This window comes from Mesorhizobium sp. ESP-6-4, assembly GCF_020164735.1.
GTDB lineage: Bacteria > Pseudomonadota > Alphaproteobacteria > Rhizobiales > Rhizobiaceae > Mesorhizobium.
This window is the reverse complement of record NZ_JAIUGS010000020.1, coordinates 58,050-72,709: the sequence shown is the minus strand read 5'-3', so window position 1 is coordinate 72,709 and position 14,660 is coordinate 58,050. Positions and strand designations below refer to the sequence as shown.

At 64.9% G+C, this 14,660-nt stretch carries 15 protein-coding genes and 1 tRNA gene; 10 read left to right on the top strand and 6 right to left on the bottom strand.

Annotated features, from left to right (window positions below; translation table 11 throughout):
- Positions 1–79: 79 nt before the first annotated feature.
- Entirely contained in the window at positions 80–2,665 is a 2,586-nt protein-coding gene (locus tag LB523_RS25215) for a helix-turn-helix transcriptional regulator (protein ID WP_224608086.1), read from the bottom strand.
- Between the two features lie 243 nt (positions 2,666–2,908).
- Here LB523_RS25215 and LB523_RS25210 point away from each other — a divergent pair, with 243 nt between their 5' ends.
- The 6 genes from LB523_RS25210 to LB523_RS25185 all read left to right on the top strand — a co-directional run bounded on the left by LB523_RS25210 (position 2,909) and on the right by LB523_RS25185 (position 8,309).
- Complete coding sequence (locus LB523_RS25210) at positions 2,909–3,181, top strand: DUF4242 domain-containing protein (protein WP_095767571.1); 273 nt, start codon at positions 2,909–2,911, stop codon at positions 3,179–3,181.
- Positions 3,182–3,233: 52 nt separating this feature from the next.
- Complete coding sequence (locus LB523_RS25205) at positions 3,234–3,443, top strand: hypothetical protein (RefSeq protein ID WP_140847420.1); 210 nt, start codon at positions 3,234–3,236, stop codon at positions 3,441–3,443.
- A gap of 255 nt (positions 3,444–3,698) precedes the next feature.
- Positions 3,699–4,151, top strand: a complete 453-nt coding sequence (locus tag LB523_RS25200) for a hypothetical protein (protein WP_140847423.1) — start codon at positions 3,699–3,701, stop codon at positions 4,149–4,151.
- Between the two features lie 244 nt (positions 4,152–4,395).
- Positions 4,396–5,799 carry a lipopolysaccharide biosynthesis protein gene (locus tag LB523_RS25195; RefSeq protein ID WP_095767507.1) on the top strand — a complete coding sequence of 468 codons (1,404 nt, stop codon included), beginning with the start codon at positions 4,396–4,398 and terminating at the stop codon, positions 5,797–5,799.
- Entirely contained in the window at positions 5,799–7,079 is a 1,281-nt protein-coding gene (locus LB523_RS25190; protein ID WP_224608082.1) for a GNAT family N-acetyltransferase, read from the top strand. Before LB523_RS25195 ends, LB523_RS25190 begins: the two co-directional genes overlap by 1 nt.
- Before the next feature lie 69 nt (positions 7,080–7,148).
- Positions 7,149–8,309 (top strand): YncE family protein, encoded by a 1,161-nt coding sequence (locus LB523_RS25185; protein WP_224608078.1) that lies wholly within the window; start codon positions 7,149–7,151, stop codon positions 8,307–8,309.
- Positions 8,310–8,355: 46 nt separating this feature from the next.
- On the opposite strand, the gene LB523_RS25180 is transcribed toward LB523_RS25185, so the two are convergent.
- Positions 8,356–8,440 (bottom strand) — tRNA-Leu (locus tag LB523_RS25180).
- Positions 8,441–8,774: 334 nt separating this feature from the next.
- Between LB523_RS25180 and LB523_RS25175 the strand changes: the two genes are divergently transcribed.
- Together LB523_RS25175 and LB523_RS25170 are read left to right on the top strand one after the other, a co-directional pair.
- Positions 8,775–9,365, top strand: a complete 591-nt coding sequence (locus LB523_RS25175) for a YqaA family protein (protein WP_224527497.1) — start codon at positions 8,775–8,777, stop codon at positions 9,363–9,365.
- A gap of 22 nt (positions 9,366–9,387) precedes the next feature.
- Complete coding sequence (locus LB523_RS25170; RefSeq protein ID WP_095767503.1) at positions 9,388–9,906, top strand: disulfide bond formation protein B; 519 nt, start codon at positions 9,388–9,390, stop codon at positions 9,904–9,906.
- 162 nt (positions 9,907–10,068) lie between these two features.
- Here the strand turns inward: LB523_RS25170 and LB523_RS25165 are convergent, their stop codons facing one another.
- Together LB523_RS25165 and LB523_RS25160 are read right to left on the bottom strand one after the other, a co-directional pair.
- Entirely contained in the window at positions 10,069–10,626 is a 558-nt protein-coding gene (locus LB523_RS25165; RefSeq protein ID WP_027167440.1) for an HNH endonuclease, read from the bottom strand.
- A gap of 111 nt (positions 10,627–10,737) precedes the next feature.
- Positions 10,738–11,397, bottom strand: a complete 660-nt coding sequence (locus tag LB523_RS25160; protein WP_140845917.1) for a DNA-3-methyladenine glycosylase family protein — start codon at positions 11,395–11,397, stop codon at positions 10,738–10,740.
- A gap of 91 nt (positions 11,398–11,488) precedes the next feature.
- Between LB523_RS25160 and gluQRS the strand changes: the two genes are divergently transcribed.
- Positions 11,489–12,358 (top strand): tRNA glutamyl-Q(34) synthetase GluQRS, encoded by an 870-nt coding sequence (gluQRS, locus tag LB523_RS25155; RefSeq protein WP_224608075.1) that lies wholly within the window; start codon positions 11,489–11,491, stop codon positions 12,356–12,358.
- 4 nt (positions 12,359–12,362) lie between these two features.
- Here the strand turns inward: gluQRS and LB523_RS25150 are convergent, their stop codons facing one another.
- Positions 12,363–12,620 carry a hypothetical protein gene (locus tag LB523_RS25150; RefSeq protein WP_224608072.1) on the bottom strand — a complete coding sequence of 86 codons (258 nt, stop codon included), beginning with the start codon at positions 12,618–12,620 and terminating at the stop codon, positions 12,363–12,365.
- A gap of 183 nt (positions 12,621–12,803) precedes the next feature.
- On the opposite strand from LB523_RS25150, the gene LB523_RS25145 reads away from it, so the two are divergent.
- Positions 12,804–13,694, top strand: a complete 891-nt coding sequence (locus tag LB523_RS25145) for a DMT family transporter (RefSeq protein ID WP_224608068.1) — start codon at positions 12,804–12,806, stop codon at positions 13,692–13,694.
- A 103-nt stretch (positions 13,695–13,797) separates the two neighbouring features.
- On the opposite strand, the gene LB523_RS25140 is transcribed toward LB523_RS25145, so the two are convergent.
- Entirely contained in the window at positions 13,798–14,649 is an 852-nt protein-coding gene (locus tag LB523_RS25140; protein WP_095767497.1) for a YihY/virulence factor BrkB family protein, read from the bottom strand.
- Positions 14,650–14,660 lie beyond the last annotated feature (11 nt).

Below are 14,660 nucleotides of genomic sequence, written 5' to 3'. Positions count from 1 at the left end.
AACGGGGAGAAGGTGCCCGAAGGGCGGATGAGGGGCAGCGCCGGGGCCGGCGGTTTCCTTCAGGCGCAGAAAACAAGCCTCACACCAGACCCGACGCGCGCGCCGCGGCAGCCGCTTCGCCGCGCGAGATGACCTCCAGCTTCTCCAGCACGGCCGAAACGTGGTGATCGACCGTCTTGGGCGAAATGGCCAGATGCGCGGCGATCTTCTTGTTGGAAAAGCCTCGCTCGAGAAGTTCCAGGACTTCCATCTGGCGCTGCGTGAGGCCGGCCTGATTGGCGCGCGTCGCCTGTCGCGGCCCTCTCGCGATGTGACTGATGCCGCTTTCCCGCATGAGGCTGCGCGCCTGCTGCGCGACCGCCCTCGCGCCAAGGTCCTCGAAAATGGCGAGCGCCTCGCGCTGCGCCGCTTCGTCGCCGAGCAGCAAGGCCATTGCCTGTTCGAAAGGCGCCCCCATTTCGGCCCATAGCCTGGCGGCGGCGCGCCAGTCGCCCGTCAGTTGCAGGCGGTGCGGCTCCGCCATGCCGTCCGTGTCGCCGGGTTCGGATCCCGGCGACAACAGTTCCCGCCAGGTGGCAAGTTCGCCGAACACGGCCGGCGTCGGCGCGAGATTTTCGGCAACCGCGATCAGGCGCAAGGCTTCCTGCCTGTCGGCTTGTCCAAGCCAGGCCGATTCGGCCAGCACCTGGGCAAACGCCACCAGGCGCTGCAGCTCCATGCCCTTGTCCAGGAACCGCCTCATCTCTTCGACGATCGGCTCGGCCGACGGGTCGCCGCGGCGGATGCGCAATCGTGCCAGCGCCACCAGCGACGGATAGCGCACCAGCGGCGTCGTTGCGTCGTCGTCGACAACCTCATGCGCCATTGTCGCGGCGTCGTTCCACAAGCCGCGGCGAAGCAAAAGCTGCGCCTGCACGCCGCGCATGTAGTCGCGCCATGTCGCGAGATCGTTCTCGACGCAATAGCCGATGCCGCGATCCAGGAACGACGCCGCCTCCTTGAAGTTGAGCCTGTTCATCTCGACGCAGGCGCAATTCGTGAAGGCGCGCGCCGCATGCTCCTGGTAGTTGCCCGACAGCGCAATCCCGAGGCTGCGGGCGAGATCGCGCCGCCCCTTGGCAAAATCCAGCCATTGTCCGGCGGCGCCGACATTGTTCAGCGCATGACATAGAATGTCCGCCCGGTTGAGCCGCTCCGCCAGCTCTACCGCCTTGCCGCCGAGCGAAAGCGCGTCCTCGAGCCGCTCGGCCAGCATCGCTAGTTGCGAGAGGTTCGAATAAGCCATCGCCAGCTCGGGGCTGTCGGGCGCGGTCTCCAGAAGCCCCACGGCCTGCTCTCCGAAACGGTCCGCTGCCTCGCGATCGCCGAGCAGGTAGGCGAAGCGCGACAGGCATCTGAGGCTGTCGCCTTCCTTCAGCCGGTCCCCCAGTGCCTGGCGCAGCTGGCGCGCCCGGCCTTGCGCTTCCATCGCCGTGTCGACGCGGCCGATCAGGTGGCACTCGAACGCATGGCCTTCGTAAAGCTCCGCCTGCTTCTCGATCGGCAGAGTATCGGCATAGCGCAGGGCGACCTCGTAATAGCCCGCTGCATCGCGATGCGCGCCGACGCGGGATGCCTCCCGCGCGGCAACCGGCGCCAGCTCGCGCACCACATCCAGGCTTTGCGCTTCCACGGCATGATGCACCAGCCTTGCGGTGGCGACTTGCGGATTTTCCCGTAACGCCGCCAGCGCGCGCTCATTGTACTCGCGTCGTTTGCTGGGCGTCAGCGCCATCTCGATGGCCGTGCGGGCGATCTCGTGCCGGAAAGCATAGCCATCGCCGAAATCCTCGAGCAGGCCGTTGGCCACGCATTCGGCGAGCTGGCCGGCGGCGGCAATCCCGCAAAGACCGCTCAGCGCCCAGGCATCGGCGCGGCGCGGAAACACCGAGACTGCGTCGAGCATCGAGCGGGCGCCGGGCGACAATCTTTCGGCGCGCGCCAGCACGGCGTCGCGGACGCTCGCCGGCAACGCGCCATCGACTGCGGCGGCGAGCAGCTCGGTGACGAAGAAGGCGTTGCCCGCCGTTGCGCGGTAGATCGCGTCGCCGTCGCGCTCGGCCGCCGCGGCGAGCGAGAGCACCGCGCTTTCGCTGAGCAGCGGCACTTCTATGCGTTGGATATTGCCGGCCGGTATCTCGCCGAGCGCCCGGCGCACGCGCATCTGTCCTTCGCTGCGGTCAGTGCGCGCCGTGATCAGAAGCAGGATGTGCGTGTTTGCAATGCGCCGGCCAAGGAAACGCACGAAATCGAGCGTCGCGTCATCGGCCCAATGCAGGTCCTCGATGACGAGCAGGCAAGGACCTTTCGCCTCGAAGACGTCGAGCGCCTCGGAAAACAAAGGCAGCCGCTGCACCTGGCGGTCGTCCATCGCCCGCGGCGGCTCCCAGTGCGCCTCGCGGGCCAGATCGTAAAGCGGCCCCAGGGGATCTGGAATGGAGAGGTCCTCGCAGGCGCTGCGAAGAACGGGCAGCCCCTCGCCCAAGCGGCCTGCGAACGCCTCGGCCAGCGCCGTCTTGCCGGCGCCGGCCTCGCCCGACAAAACCACGACGCGGCCGCGGCCGCCTGTTGCATCCGCCAGCAAGGCACCCATTTGCTGCAGCTGCGTCTGCCGTTCCAGAAGCATTGTCACCCTCTCGCCAAATCAGAATTTCCATCGTGGCGGGCCGCCGCCGCAATAGCCTGGGAAACGGCGCGACAATGTGACTTTCCACACACTGAGGTGCCATCTTCCACATAAAACGTCGCAAAGATAGGGATTCGTCCCGGCCAATATGGGGAATGGCTCCGATGCGCGCCTGCCGCGAAGGTGATTTCTGCTGGGTCGCGCTTGAACCGAGCGCAATTCACCAATGAAAGGAAACCGATCGTGCCTCGTTACCTGATTGAACGTACCTTCCCCGATGGGCTGCACGTGCCCATGAACGACGCCGGCGCAACCGCGATGGGCGGCGTCATCGCCCGCAATGCCGAGAAAGGCGTAACCTGGGTGCAATCCTTCGTCTCGCCCGACAAGAGCAAGAGCTTCTGCATCTACGATGCGCCCTCGCCGGAGGCGATCCGCAGCACCGCGCAGAAGAATTCGCTTCCCGTCGACAAGATCACGGAGGTCCGGGTCCTCGACCCCTACTTTTATCGCTGATCGGGCAGACCATGTTGGGCAGACCATACCCGTCGCCGGCGGACCTGACGCCGTGCCAGAAGACGAGGCTGCATCCGCCGCGGCGGACATCGTCCCGTCACGGCGCGGCTTCATGCGACGGGCTGTGTCGGCGTTGCTTTCGCCCCTGCGACACCGGCGACGCTTTCTGCCACCGCAGGACGACTACCTGAGACGCGACATCGGCCTGCACGAGCGGGAAAACCCGCGCGAATACTGGGAATATTGGTGGCATCACAGCTGATCCCGCACCGGGCAATTCCAAGAAGACTGCGCAGCGGTTTTCCGTCCGGAATTGCGCAAAACAAAGACTTGGAGCGGTTCGTTCGGTGAACCGCTCTGGTCGGGATCAGCGACCATCCCTTTAACAAACAGGCGCCGCCGGCGTTCGGAGTTGGCCTACCGGCCGACTGCCGCCGCTTGCGCGCCTCAATTGGAGAGACAAATGAACATTCAGACCTTAATCAAATGCGTTGTCGGCGCTTCTGCCTCGATCATCATGCTGATGGCGGGCGCGGCCACGGCCGAAACCGTCAATCCGCTTGCCGAAAAGGTGCGGGCGCTCGACAGCCGCTTCGAGGACGTCGCCGTGGCGAAAGCCGAAGGCTACGCGCCGATCCCCTGCGCCAGCGGCCTCACCGGCGGCGCCATGGGCATCCACTACGTCAACGCCGCCTATCTGAAGGACGACGCCGTCGACGTCGCCAAGCCGGAAGCGGTGATGTACGAGCCGATGGCCGACGGCACGCTGAAGCTGATCGCGGTCGAATACATCACCGCGAAGGGCCCGGCCTCGCTCGAAGGCCATCTGTTCAACTTCAACACCGCGCCCAACCGCTACGGCCTCGGCCCGTTCTACGAGTTGCACGTCTGGGCCTGGAAGCAGAACCCCACCGGCGCCTTCGCCGACATGAACCCGAACGTGACCTGCGACGCCATGCAGGGGATGTGAGCAGCGCTCTAGCCTTCTCCCCTTGTGGGAGAAGGTGGATCGGCGCGATAGCGCCGAGACGGATGAGGGGTGTTCCAGCGGAGTGAGAGGTCTGCGTTCCCTGGAACACCCCTCATCCGTCGCCTTCGGCGACACCTTCTCCCACAAGGGGAGAAGGAAAAGCCCGCACCCCACCCACCCTTTCTTAAGGTGTTTCGGATAGACCGAAACCTTGGAAAGAGGCGGAAAACGGAGAGTATTCGGGGTGCGCTTTTCCGCGGCGACGACTGCCGGGCGGTTCCTGCCGCAGCGCTGGGCGCTGCGCATGCGGCCATTGCTTGGCCGCATCGATGCCGTGCTGTCCACCGCCGACGAGCGCGGCGAAGCCGGGCGCATGTCGCTGATCGCCTTCTCCATCCGCATCGTCAGCGCCTTCATCGCCTTTGTCAGCCAGGTGCTGATGGCACGCTGGATGGGCTCGTTCGAATACGGTATCTCGGTGCTGGTCTGGGTGACGATGGTCATCGTCGGCAACCTCGCCTGCCTCGGCTTTCACACCTCGGTCATCCGCTTCATCCCCGAATATCGCGAGCGCGGCATGCTGGCCGAGTTGCGCGGCATCGTGCAGGCGAGCCGCCTGTTCGTGCTCGTCGCCTCGACGCTGGTGGCAGGCCTCGGCGCCCTTGGCGTCTGGCTCGCCTCGGATTGGATCGAGAACTACTACGTCATCCCCTTCATCCTCGGTGTCATCTGTCTGCCGATGATCGCGCTCGGCGACCTTCTGCAAGGGCTGGCGCGCGCCAATTCCTGGGCGCTGCTGGCGCTGTCGCCCACCTATCTGGTGCGGCCGGTGCTGATCCTGGCTTTCATGGCGCTGATGCTTGGCCTGCACTATGTGCCCGACGCCAAGACCGCGATCTTCGCCTCCATCGCCGCAACCTATGTCACCACGCTCGGCCAGCTGATGGCCGTCACCTCGCGCATGGAGAAAAAGATCCCGGCCGGGCCGATGGCGGTGCATTTCGGCCAGTGGATCCTCGTCTCGCTGCCGATCTTCCTGGTCGAGGGCTTCTTCTTCCTGCTCACCAATGCCGACGTGCTGATGGTGGGCGCCTATCTCGACCCCAATGACGTCGCGGTCTATTTCGCCACGGTGAAGACGCTGGCGCTCGTGCATTTCGTCTATTTCGCGGTCAAGGCCGGCGTTGCACAGCGCTACGCCCAGTTCACGCATGGCGAGCCGCATCGGCTCGCCGCCTTCGCCCGGGAGACCGTCTCCTGGACCTTCTGGCCCTCGCTGCTGATGGCGCTCATGGTGCTGGCGCTGGGCGAGCCTATGCTGGTGCTGTTCGGTCCCGAATTCGCCGCCGGCTACCCGCTGCTCTTCCTGCTGGTTCTGGGCGTCGTGGCGCGCGCCGCCGTCGGCCCCTGCGAAAGCCTGCTCACCATGAGCGGCAACCAGAACATCTGCGCCGCCGTCTATGCCATGACGCTTGCGCTCAACATCGGCCTCAACGTGATCCTCATTCCGCTGTTCGGCCTCTGGGGCGCGGCAATCGCCACCAGCCTGGCCATGGTCTTCGAGGCCAGCGCGCTCTCCTTCACCGTCTGGCGCAAGCTCGGCATCGTGATGGCGATCTTTGTGCCCGCAAACAAGGAAGTCGCCTGATGGCCGCCGTCCCGTTGCTCGAAGAGACCAGCGGCGGCACCGCCGGCGCCATGGTTTCCAACCTTGCCGGCCTGGCGCGCGAGGTCGACCCCGCCCATATCGAGCTCTTCGCCAGCAACAGGCCGGAGCGCAAGCTCGCCATCTATCCGGCCTCGGCCGGCTTCGATCTTGTCGAGGAGCTTGACTATCTCAGCGCCCGCACGATCGAACCGAACGTCTTCTTCAACCCGCGCTTCCTGGCGCCGGCGATGCCGCGGCTGGAAGACCGGGAGGTGCGGCTGGCCGTCATCCGCGACGGCGACGAATACCGCAACCGGCTCCGGCTTCTGGCGCCGTTCTCGGTCGAGCGGCCGGCGATCCCGCTCGGCGTCCCGGTAATGCGCACATGGTCGAGCCCGTTCGGCCCGCTCGGAACGCCGCTGGTCGATCGCGACGATCCGGTCGGCGTCATCGAGGATTTCTTCTCGATGCTGTCGCGGCCGCATCTCAAGCTGCCAAAAGTCTTCGTGCTGCCCGATATGCGCCTCGACGGTCCGGTGGCAAGCCTGCTCACCTCCTTTGCCGACAGCCGCGGCTTGACCATGGTGACCACCGGCAAGGTCGAGCGTCCGGTGCTGGAAAGCGACGCCGACGGCGAGGACTACCTCAAGGCATCGCTGCGCGCGCATCACTATCGCGAATTCCGCCGCCTGAAGCGGCGTCTCGCCGACCTCGGCAAGCTGGAGCACACCGTGGCGCGCGGGCCGGACGAGATCCGCCACGCCATCGAAAGCTTCCTGACGCTGGAAGCGGCCGGCTGGAAAGGCCGCGAGCGCACCGCGATGGCGATCGACCGCTACCGCGCCGCCTTCGCCCGCGAGGCCGTGCACCGGCTGGCCGAGCAGGACATGTGCCGCATCCACCTCTTGACGCTCGACGGCCGCACCATCGCCTGCCTGGTCGTCTTCGTCGAGGCCGGCGTCGCCTATACCTGGAAGACGGCCTATGACGAGGCGCTCTCCGCCCATTCGCCGGGCACGCTCTTGATGATCGAGGTAACCAGGCAACATCTCGACGATCCAAACATCGTCATGACGGATTCCTGCGCGGTTCCGGACCATCCGGTGATGAGCCGTCTGTGGAGCGAGCGCAAGCCGATGGGCACGCTGGTGATCGGGCTGACGCCGGACGCCGACCGGCTGGCCCGTCAGGCCGCCTCGCAACTGCATCTCTACCGCGAGACCCGCAACATGGCGCGCATCCTGCGCAACCGCATGCGGAGCCTGCTGAAAAGACGCTAGATGGGCGGCGAGACACCGGCTATGGCTTGCGGCGGCCGGACCCGGCCTGCCTTCACCACAAAGCTTCAAATGATCGATACCGTCCTGCGCTTCGCCCGCCTTTGTGCGCCGCTTGTTCTGCTCGCCGTGTTTCCGGCTCGAGCCGTGGCCGATACCTGCCCGGAGGATTGCAGCGATCCGCCGCCTCCCCCGGTCAATATCTACAGCCAGACCACGGCCGGCCATCTGAGCCCAGCCACCGCCGGCGCGCTGCCGCGCGTCTATGTGCCGAACCGCTCCTCCAACAGCGTCTCGGTGATCGACACCGTCACCTTGAAGGAGGTCGGCCGCTTCCCGGTCGGCAGCAAGCCGCAGCATGTCGTGCCGTCCTGGGATTTGAAGACGCTGTGGGTCGCTAACAACGGCACCGGCAAGAACGGCAGCCTGACGCCGATCGACCCGATAACGGCTAAGCCCGGCCAGCAGGTTGCGGTCGACGACCCCTACAATCTGTATTTCATGCCGGACGGCAGCGCGGCAATCGTCGTCGACGAGGCTATGGAGCAGCTCGATTTCCGCGATCCGACGACCATGGCGTTGAAATCCAGCCTGCCGACGCCGACTTGCCCGGGGATCAACCATGCCGACTTCTCTGCCGACGGCTCCTACGCGATCTTCACCTGCGAATATGGCGACGGCGGCCTGGCCAAGATCGACCTGAAGAACCAGAAGCTGCTCGGCCATCTCGACTTCTCCAAGACGGGCATGCCGCAGGACATCCGCCTGTCGCCCGACGGCAAGGTCTTCTACGTCGCCGACATGATGAATGACGGTGTGTTCCTGGTCGACGGCGACAGTTTTCGGGAAATCGGCTTCATCCCGACCGGCATCGGCGCGCACGGCTTCGTCGTCAGCCGCGACGGCAAGCGGCTCTACGTATCGAACCGCGGCTCGCACAGGATGGAGCAGGGCAAGGCCAGGGGCCCGGGAAGCGTCACGGTGATCGACTTCGCCACCCGCGCCGTGGTCGCGCAATGGCCGATCCCCGGCGGCGGCAGCCCCGACATGGGCAATGTCAGCGCCGACGGCAGGCAGCTATGGCTGTCGGGCCGCTTCGACAGCGAGGCTTATATGATCGACACCACCAGCGGCGCCGTGACGAAAATCCGCGTCGGCGCCGAGCCGCATGGCCTGACGGTATGGCCGCAGCCGGGGCGCTACTCGCAGGGACATACGGGGAATATGCGGTAGGGCACTTTTGTGAAGGCCCGCCATCCGAAGCTCGCAGAGCGAAGGATGGTGCCCCTAGCCGGGATCGAACCAGCACTCCTTGCGGAACTCGATTTTGAGTCGAGCGCGTCTACCAATTCCGCCATAGGGGCTCAGGCCGGGCGGCCTGGATGGGCGCGGACTATACGGTTGGACGGCCTTTCGTCAACTGGCCTGTTGCGGATTTGCCGGCACCGCTTGGGCCAAACAGCATCCGGCGGTCTTGTAAGGACCACCGCCATTGTGCGCGGCAGGAAATCTTTCTAGAGAGGCGAATGTTTAAGGTGCCCGGTCGATAATGACGGCTGCGGCGCTTTGGGTCCTTGTTTCGTACGTGCCGGTGGCCGAAAACCGCTGCGCCGTTTGGGGTGACATGCATTAGGTAATTCCAGGAAAAGCGCAGCGGTTTTCCCGTCCGGAATTGTGTCAATCGCATTAGGAGAGCCGATGCTTCGCGGACTTTACGACTGGACCCTGTCGCTGGCGGCGCGCAAATCGGCCGAATGGTGGCTGGCCTTCATTGCCTTCGTCGAAAGCTCGGTCTTCCTGGTGCCGGCCGACGTGCTCTTCCTGCCGATGGCGCTGTCCAAACCCCAGCGCGCCTATCGCTATGCGCTGATCGCCACGGTCGCTTCGGTTCTGGGCGGCGTCGCCGGCTGGTTCATCGGCCACTATGCCTATGAGGCAGTCGCCAAGCCGGTGCTTGAATTCTACGGCAAATATGATGAGTTCGAGCAGTTGCGCACCTCGTCCGGCGTCGGCTTCATCATCCTGATGCTGGTCACCTCGGGCGCGGCCCATCTGCCGCCGATCAAGGTGGTGACGATCCTGTCCGGCGTCATCGGCGTCAATCTCCTGCTCTTCATCGGGCTCGCGATCGTGGCGCGCGGCGCCCGTTTCCTGCTGCTTGCCTGGCTGCTTCGCCGCTATGGCGAGGAGATCAGGGAGTTCATCGAAAAGCGCTTGGGATTGATTGTCGGCGCCGGCGCCGCTGCCCTGATTTTGCTCTATATCCTCGTCAGATACGCCCACGGATAGCGACGCAACAACGGACCGATAGATGACCGCGACCATGAATGCCGACACCGGACGCCAGCGCATGCGCGCGGCGCTGTTTCTCGCCGTCGCCATGGCCGCGACGGTCGGCTCGGCGCTCGCCTTCCAATATATCGGCGGCTACATCCCCTGCCATCTCTGCCTGGAGCAGCGCACGCCCTACTATATCGGCGTGCCGCTGATGGTGCTGGCGGCGATCGCCTCGATGCTGCGTGCGCCGGCCTGGGTGACGCGCGGGCTGCTCGCGATCGGCGGCTTGCTGATGCTCTACGGCCTCTATCTCGGCGTCTATCATTCGGGCGTCGAATGGGCATGGTGGCAAGGTCCGGCCGACTGCACCGCCGGCGCCGGTCCGGTCGACACTGGCGGCAAGGGCGTGCTCGACGCGCTCGACAAGTTCGTGCCGCCCTCCTGCGACAAGGCAGCTCTGCGCATCCTCGGCCTGTCGCTCGCCGGCTGGAACGCCATAGCCAGCCTCGTCCTCGCCGCCGTCGCCTTTCGCAGCGCGCTCGCGCGGGATTGAGCCGGCACCAAAGCGGCGGCGCGAGATCGTTCACAGAATTCGGCAGGATGAGTCGTATGAAGTGAGCGTCGAGAACCGGAGCGGAGCGTACTTACAGTACGTGAGCACCGGAAGCGCAGACGCTTGCTTCAGACGGCCAGCCTCCCGAATTCTCGAACGATCTCAAGGTTCGAGTTCGACATCCCAGTAGAGATAATCCATCCAGCTTTCATGCAGATGGTTGGGTGGGAACAGGCGGCCGTTGTTGTGCAGGTCGTGCACCGTCGGCTGATAAGGCTTTTGCAGCGGCCACATCTTGGCCTGGGCCGGCATCATGCCGCCCTTGCGAAGGTTGCAGGGCGAGCAGGCGGCGACGACATTCTCCCAGGTCGTCGCTCCGCCGCGATGGCGCGGGATGACATGGTCGAACGTCAGATCCTCGGGCGTTCCGCAATACTGGCACTGGAAGCGGTCGCGCAGGAAGACGTTGAAGCGGGTGAAGGCGGGATGCCTGGACGGCTTCACATAGGCTTTGAGGCTGACCACGCTCGGCAGCTTCATCGAGAAGGTCGGCGAAGAGACGGCGTGCTCGTATTCGGCGACGATGTTCACCCGGTCGAGGAAGACGGCCTTGATGGCGTCCTGCCACGACCAGAGCGACAGGGGATAGTAGCTGAGCGGACGGTAGTCCGCGTTCAGCACCAGCGCGGGAAGCCCATCCGGAGATACGGCAACCGTCACGTCCTTCGCCTCCTTGCTTCTAGAACCGAACGGCGCGGATACTGTAAGCCCGACATGACAGGGATGTGAAGCGGATTGTCGTGCGTCGAAATCGCCAAAACCGCATGATTTTCAGGCTTTTTTTGCCATTTCGATAGTCGGCGCCGCATCCCTGCCCTTCAATTCCCGGTAATAAGCCCAAAAAAGCCGCGACGCGACACCCCGCCACGGCCTCCATGATTCGGCCAGCCGGATAAGCATTTTCTCCGGCGGACGCGGGTCGATGCCGAGCGCATGGCCGACCGCCGTCTGCAAGGCGACGTCGCGCGCGGGAAACACATCCGGATGGCCGGCGGCAAACAAAAGGTAGCATTCCGCCGTCCAAGGACCGATGCCGGGCACGGCCGTCATCGCTGCGATCGCCTCGCCGGCGTCCAGCGTGCACAGGTGATCGAGATCCAGCCCGCCGGCCACCGCTTCAGCGACGGCGAGCAGCCCGCGCTGTTTCGGCCGCGACAGCCCGGCCTCGCGAAACACGCCCTCGTCGGCGGCAAGGATCGCCTGCGGCGTCAGCGGATCGACAAGCTTCACCAGCCGCCCGAAGATAGCGTCAGCGCTGGCGCGGGAAACTTGCTGTGAAACGATAATGGAAGCGAGGCTCTGAAAGCCAGGTTCCGACAGCCGCAGCGGCACTTTGCCCGCCCGGCCGCGCACGGCCGCCAGCCGCGGATCGATCCGGCAGAGCGCGTCGAGCCCTGTCGCAATGTCGTCCAGCGAGGCGATGCGTTGCACGTTGCTTGTTCCCAGGGCGCCCGCGAAATGGCAATTGATGGCTAACTAGCAACCGGCGGAAGCGCCTTTCAACCCGAATACCGCCCGAGATATGACACTCCTGACATTCCGCTTCGCGCCGAGCCCCAATGGCCAATTGCATCTCGGCCATGCCTACTCGGCTCTGCTCAACCAGCGCATGGCGGCGCAGGTCGGCGGGCGCCTGCTGCTGCGCATCGAGGATATCGATGTCACCCGCTGCACACCCGAATTCGAAGCCGGCATTTTTCGCGACCTCGAATGGCTGGGATTGCACTGGGAAGAACCGGTGCGCTGCCAGTCCGAGCATTTCGCCGAATACCGGGAGGTGCTGGACCGGTTGATCGCCGAGGAACTCGTTTATCCGGCCTTCATGAGTCGCGGCGAGATCCGCGCCTTTATCGCCGAGACCGGCGGCCGCGACTGGCCGCGCGATCCGGACGGCGTGCCGCTCTATCCGCCGCTCGACAAGGCATTGTCGGCCAGGGAGCGCAAGCGGCGGCTGGCCGAGGACGTGCCCTTCGCCTGGCGGCTCGACGTCGAGGCGGCGATGGCGCGCGTCACGGCCGGCCTGTCATGGGTGGAGTTCACCGACGAGACGATGTCGGCGACGCGAGCAATCGAAGCGCAACCGCGGGCCTGGGGCGACGTCATCGTCGCCCGCCGCGACATCCCGACCAGTTACCATCTCGCCGTCGTCGTCGACGACGCGCTGCAGGCTGTCAGCCATGTCGTGCGCGGCCAGGACCTCTATTCGGCGACCGGGGTGCAGTGCCTGCTGCAGCAACTGCTCGGCCTGCCACAGCCGCGTTATTTCCACCACCGCCTGATCCTCGGTCCCAACGGCAGGAAACTGTCCAAGAGCTTCAAGGACACCGGCCTGGCCTCCCTCCGGGAGGCGGGCATGTCGCCGCAGGACGTCAGAAGATTGGTCGGTTTTTAGTTGGCTAGAGGCGCGCCATCCCGGCCTTGATCAGCGCCAGCACGCTGATGAAGACAAAGGCGCCGCCCAGCCCGCAGGCCACCGCCAGCTTGAGATCGCTCAGGCTGATGCCATGCTTGTTTGCGACCCCCACCGCGACGAAAAAGCCGAAGATGAACAGCAGCGTGTTGCCGGTCGGGCCGAAGCCGCTCTCCCCCATGATCGCGTCGAGCGCCGTGCCGAAGAAGAAGCCGAAGCCGGCGATGATCGCGAAGGCGAACAACAGCCAGGTCGTGTCCAGATGCAAAAACATGCCCCACCATGGCGCGGCGACGCGCCATGCCCCTCTTGGCACGGTTTGATGAATTCAACTTAGCTTATGGATCAACCGTTTCGTTTTGCTTGCGGGATTGAACGGCATTAGAGCAATTGCCGTCATCAACCATTCATCCCGGCAGCCTCCCCCATGCAGAGCATCAAGCGGGTCATTCCCGCCTCCTTCGTCGTTCTGTGGGCGACCGGCTTCATTGGCGCGCGCTATGCCATGCCCTGGGCGGAACCCTTCACCTTCCTTGCCATCCGCTTCGTGCTCGCGGCGGCCCTGTTCACGGGGCTGACCGTTGTGCTTGGCTCGCGCAAGGCGACGCGCGAAGAGGCGCTGCACGCAACGGTGGCCGGCGTCCTCATGCATGGTGTCTATCTCGGCGCCGTCTTCTGGGCGATCCACAGGGGCATGCCGGCCGGGTTTTCGGCGCTGATTGTCGGCCTGCAGCCGTTGATCACCGCCGTGCTCGCTGGAAAGTTCCTCGGCGAAGCGATCCTGCCGCGCCATTGGGCCGGCCTCGCCGTCGGCCTTCTCGGCGTCGTCATCGTGCTGTGGCCGAAGCTGGGCGCGCTGGGCGGCGGCGTCACACCGGCGACGCTGACGGCTTCGCTCGTCTCCGTGCTCGGCATGAGCGCCGGCACCATCTGGCAGAAGCGCTATGCCTCAGGCGGCGATCTGGTGTCGGCGACGATGTGGCAGTATGTCGGCGGCTCCGCCGTGATGATCCTGGGCTCGCTCGCCTTCGAGACCCGCGCCGTCACCGTCAATGGCGAATTGATCTTCGCCATGGCCTGGCTGGTCCTGGTGCTGTCGGTCGGCGCCATATTCCTGCTGATGGTGATGATCAGGGACGGTGAGATGTCGAAGGTCGCCTCGCTGTTCTATCTGGTGCCGGCCGTAACCGCGGTCATTGCCTGGGCGCTTTTCAATGAGCAGCTCAATCTGCTGCAGATCGCCGGCGTGGCGATCGCCACGCTCGGCGTCGCCCTGGCGACGGCGCGGCAGGCGAGGAAAGGGGAATTGAGGAATTGAGGAATTGAAGAAGAAGGGCGGAGCCAAGCGTCGGCGCATTTTCCCCAGTTCCTCAATTCTTCAATTCTCCAGTTCTTCAGCTCCTCTTCTGACCGGCGCCAACTCACCCAACCCGCGCTCGGGCTTCGAGATAACGGCTGATCGCGGCGTTGAGCTCGCCGCCGAGGATGAAGATCGCCGAGATGATGTAGAGGAAGACGACCGCGATCATGATCGAGGCGAGCCCGGCATAGGTCGTCACATAGGACGAGAAATGGTCGAGATAGGTGGCAAAGATCGTCGACCCGACCAGCCAGGCGACCAGCGTGAAGACGATGCCCGGTATGATCGAGACGAAGCGCCGCTTGCCGGCCGGCAGCCAGATATGCACGGAGAACAGCCCGATGACGATGACCGTCGAGGCGATCACGTAACGCCAGATGGTGATCGTGCCCATATACGGCTTGATCCACTCCAGATGCGCCTCCGCCAGCCGTGCGAGCAGCGGCGCGAACACCAAAAGCACGCTGATGGCGAGAAAGCAGGCGGTGGCGATCAGGACGAAGATGATGCTTTGCACCCGGCGGTGGATGATGCCGCGCGTCTCGGTAACCCGATAAGCGCGGTTGAGCGAAGTGCGCAGGGCTTCGATGCCGTTGGAAGCGAAATAGGCCGCAAGCAGCACGCCATAGGTCAGAAGGTCGGTGCGGCGCACCGTGAGCACGTTGAGCACCTCATGCGCGATCGGCTTGGCGATCTGCTCCGGCCATGTGTCGAAGACCAGATGCACGGCCGTGTCGGCGAAGGCGCGCGCGCCGAGGAAGCTGGCAAGCGTGGTGGCGAAGATCAGGAACGGAAACAGTGCCATCAGCGAGGTGATCGCCAGATGGCTGGCCATCGCCCAGCCGTCATCGGTGTTGAAGTGGCCTATCGCATCGTAGAGCACGCGCTTGAGGGCGACGATATTCCGCAGCAAGGGCCCGCGCT

Excerpts from the sequence above, each read along its gene's own strand:
- LB523_RS25190 (WP_224608082.1), top strand. The coding sequence starts at position 5,799 with ATGGCCGCCGTCCCGTTGCTCGAAGAGACCAGCGGCGGCACCGCCGGC.
- gluQRS (WP_224608075.1), top strand. The coding sequence starts at position 11,489 with ATGACACTCCTGACATTCCGCTTCGCGCCGAGCCCCAATGGCCAATTG.
- LB523_RS25185 (WP_224608078.1), top strand. The coding sequence starts at position 7,149 with ATGATCGATACCGTCCTGCGCTTCGCCCGCCTTTGTGCGCCGCTTGTT.
- LB523_RS25215 (WP_224608086.1), bottom strand. The coding sequence starts at position 2,665 with ATGCTTCTGGAACGGCAGACGCAGCTGCAGCAAATGGGTGCCTTGCTG.
- LB523_RS25170 (WP_095767503.1), top strand. The coding sequence starts at position 9,388 with ATGACCGCGACCATGAATGCCGACACCGGACGCCAGCGCATGCGCGCG.
- LB523_RS25175 (WP_224527497.1), top strand. The coding sequence starts at position 8,775 with ATGCTTCGCGGACTTTACGACTGGACCCTGTCGCTGGCGGCGCGCAAA.
- LB523_RS25200 (WP_140847423.1), top strand. The coding sequence starts at position 3,699 with ATGCTGATGGCGGGCGCGGCCACGGCCGAAACCGTCAATCCGCTTGCC.
- LB523_RS25145 (WP_224608068.1), top strand. The coding sequence starts at position 12,804 with ATGCAGAGCATCAAGCGGGTCATTCCCGCCTCCTTCGTCGTTCTGTGG.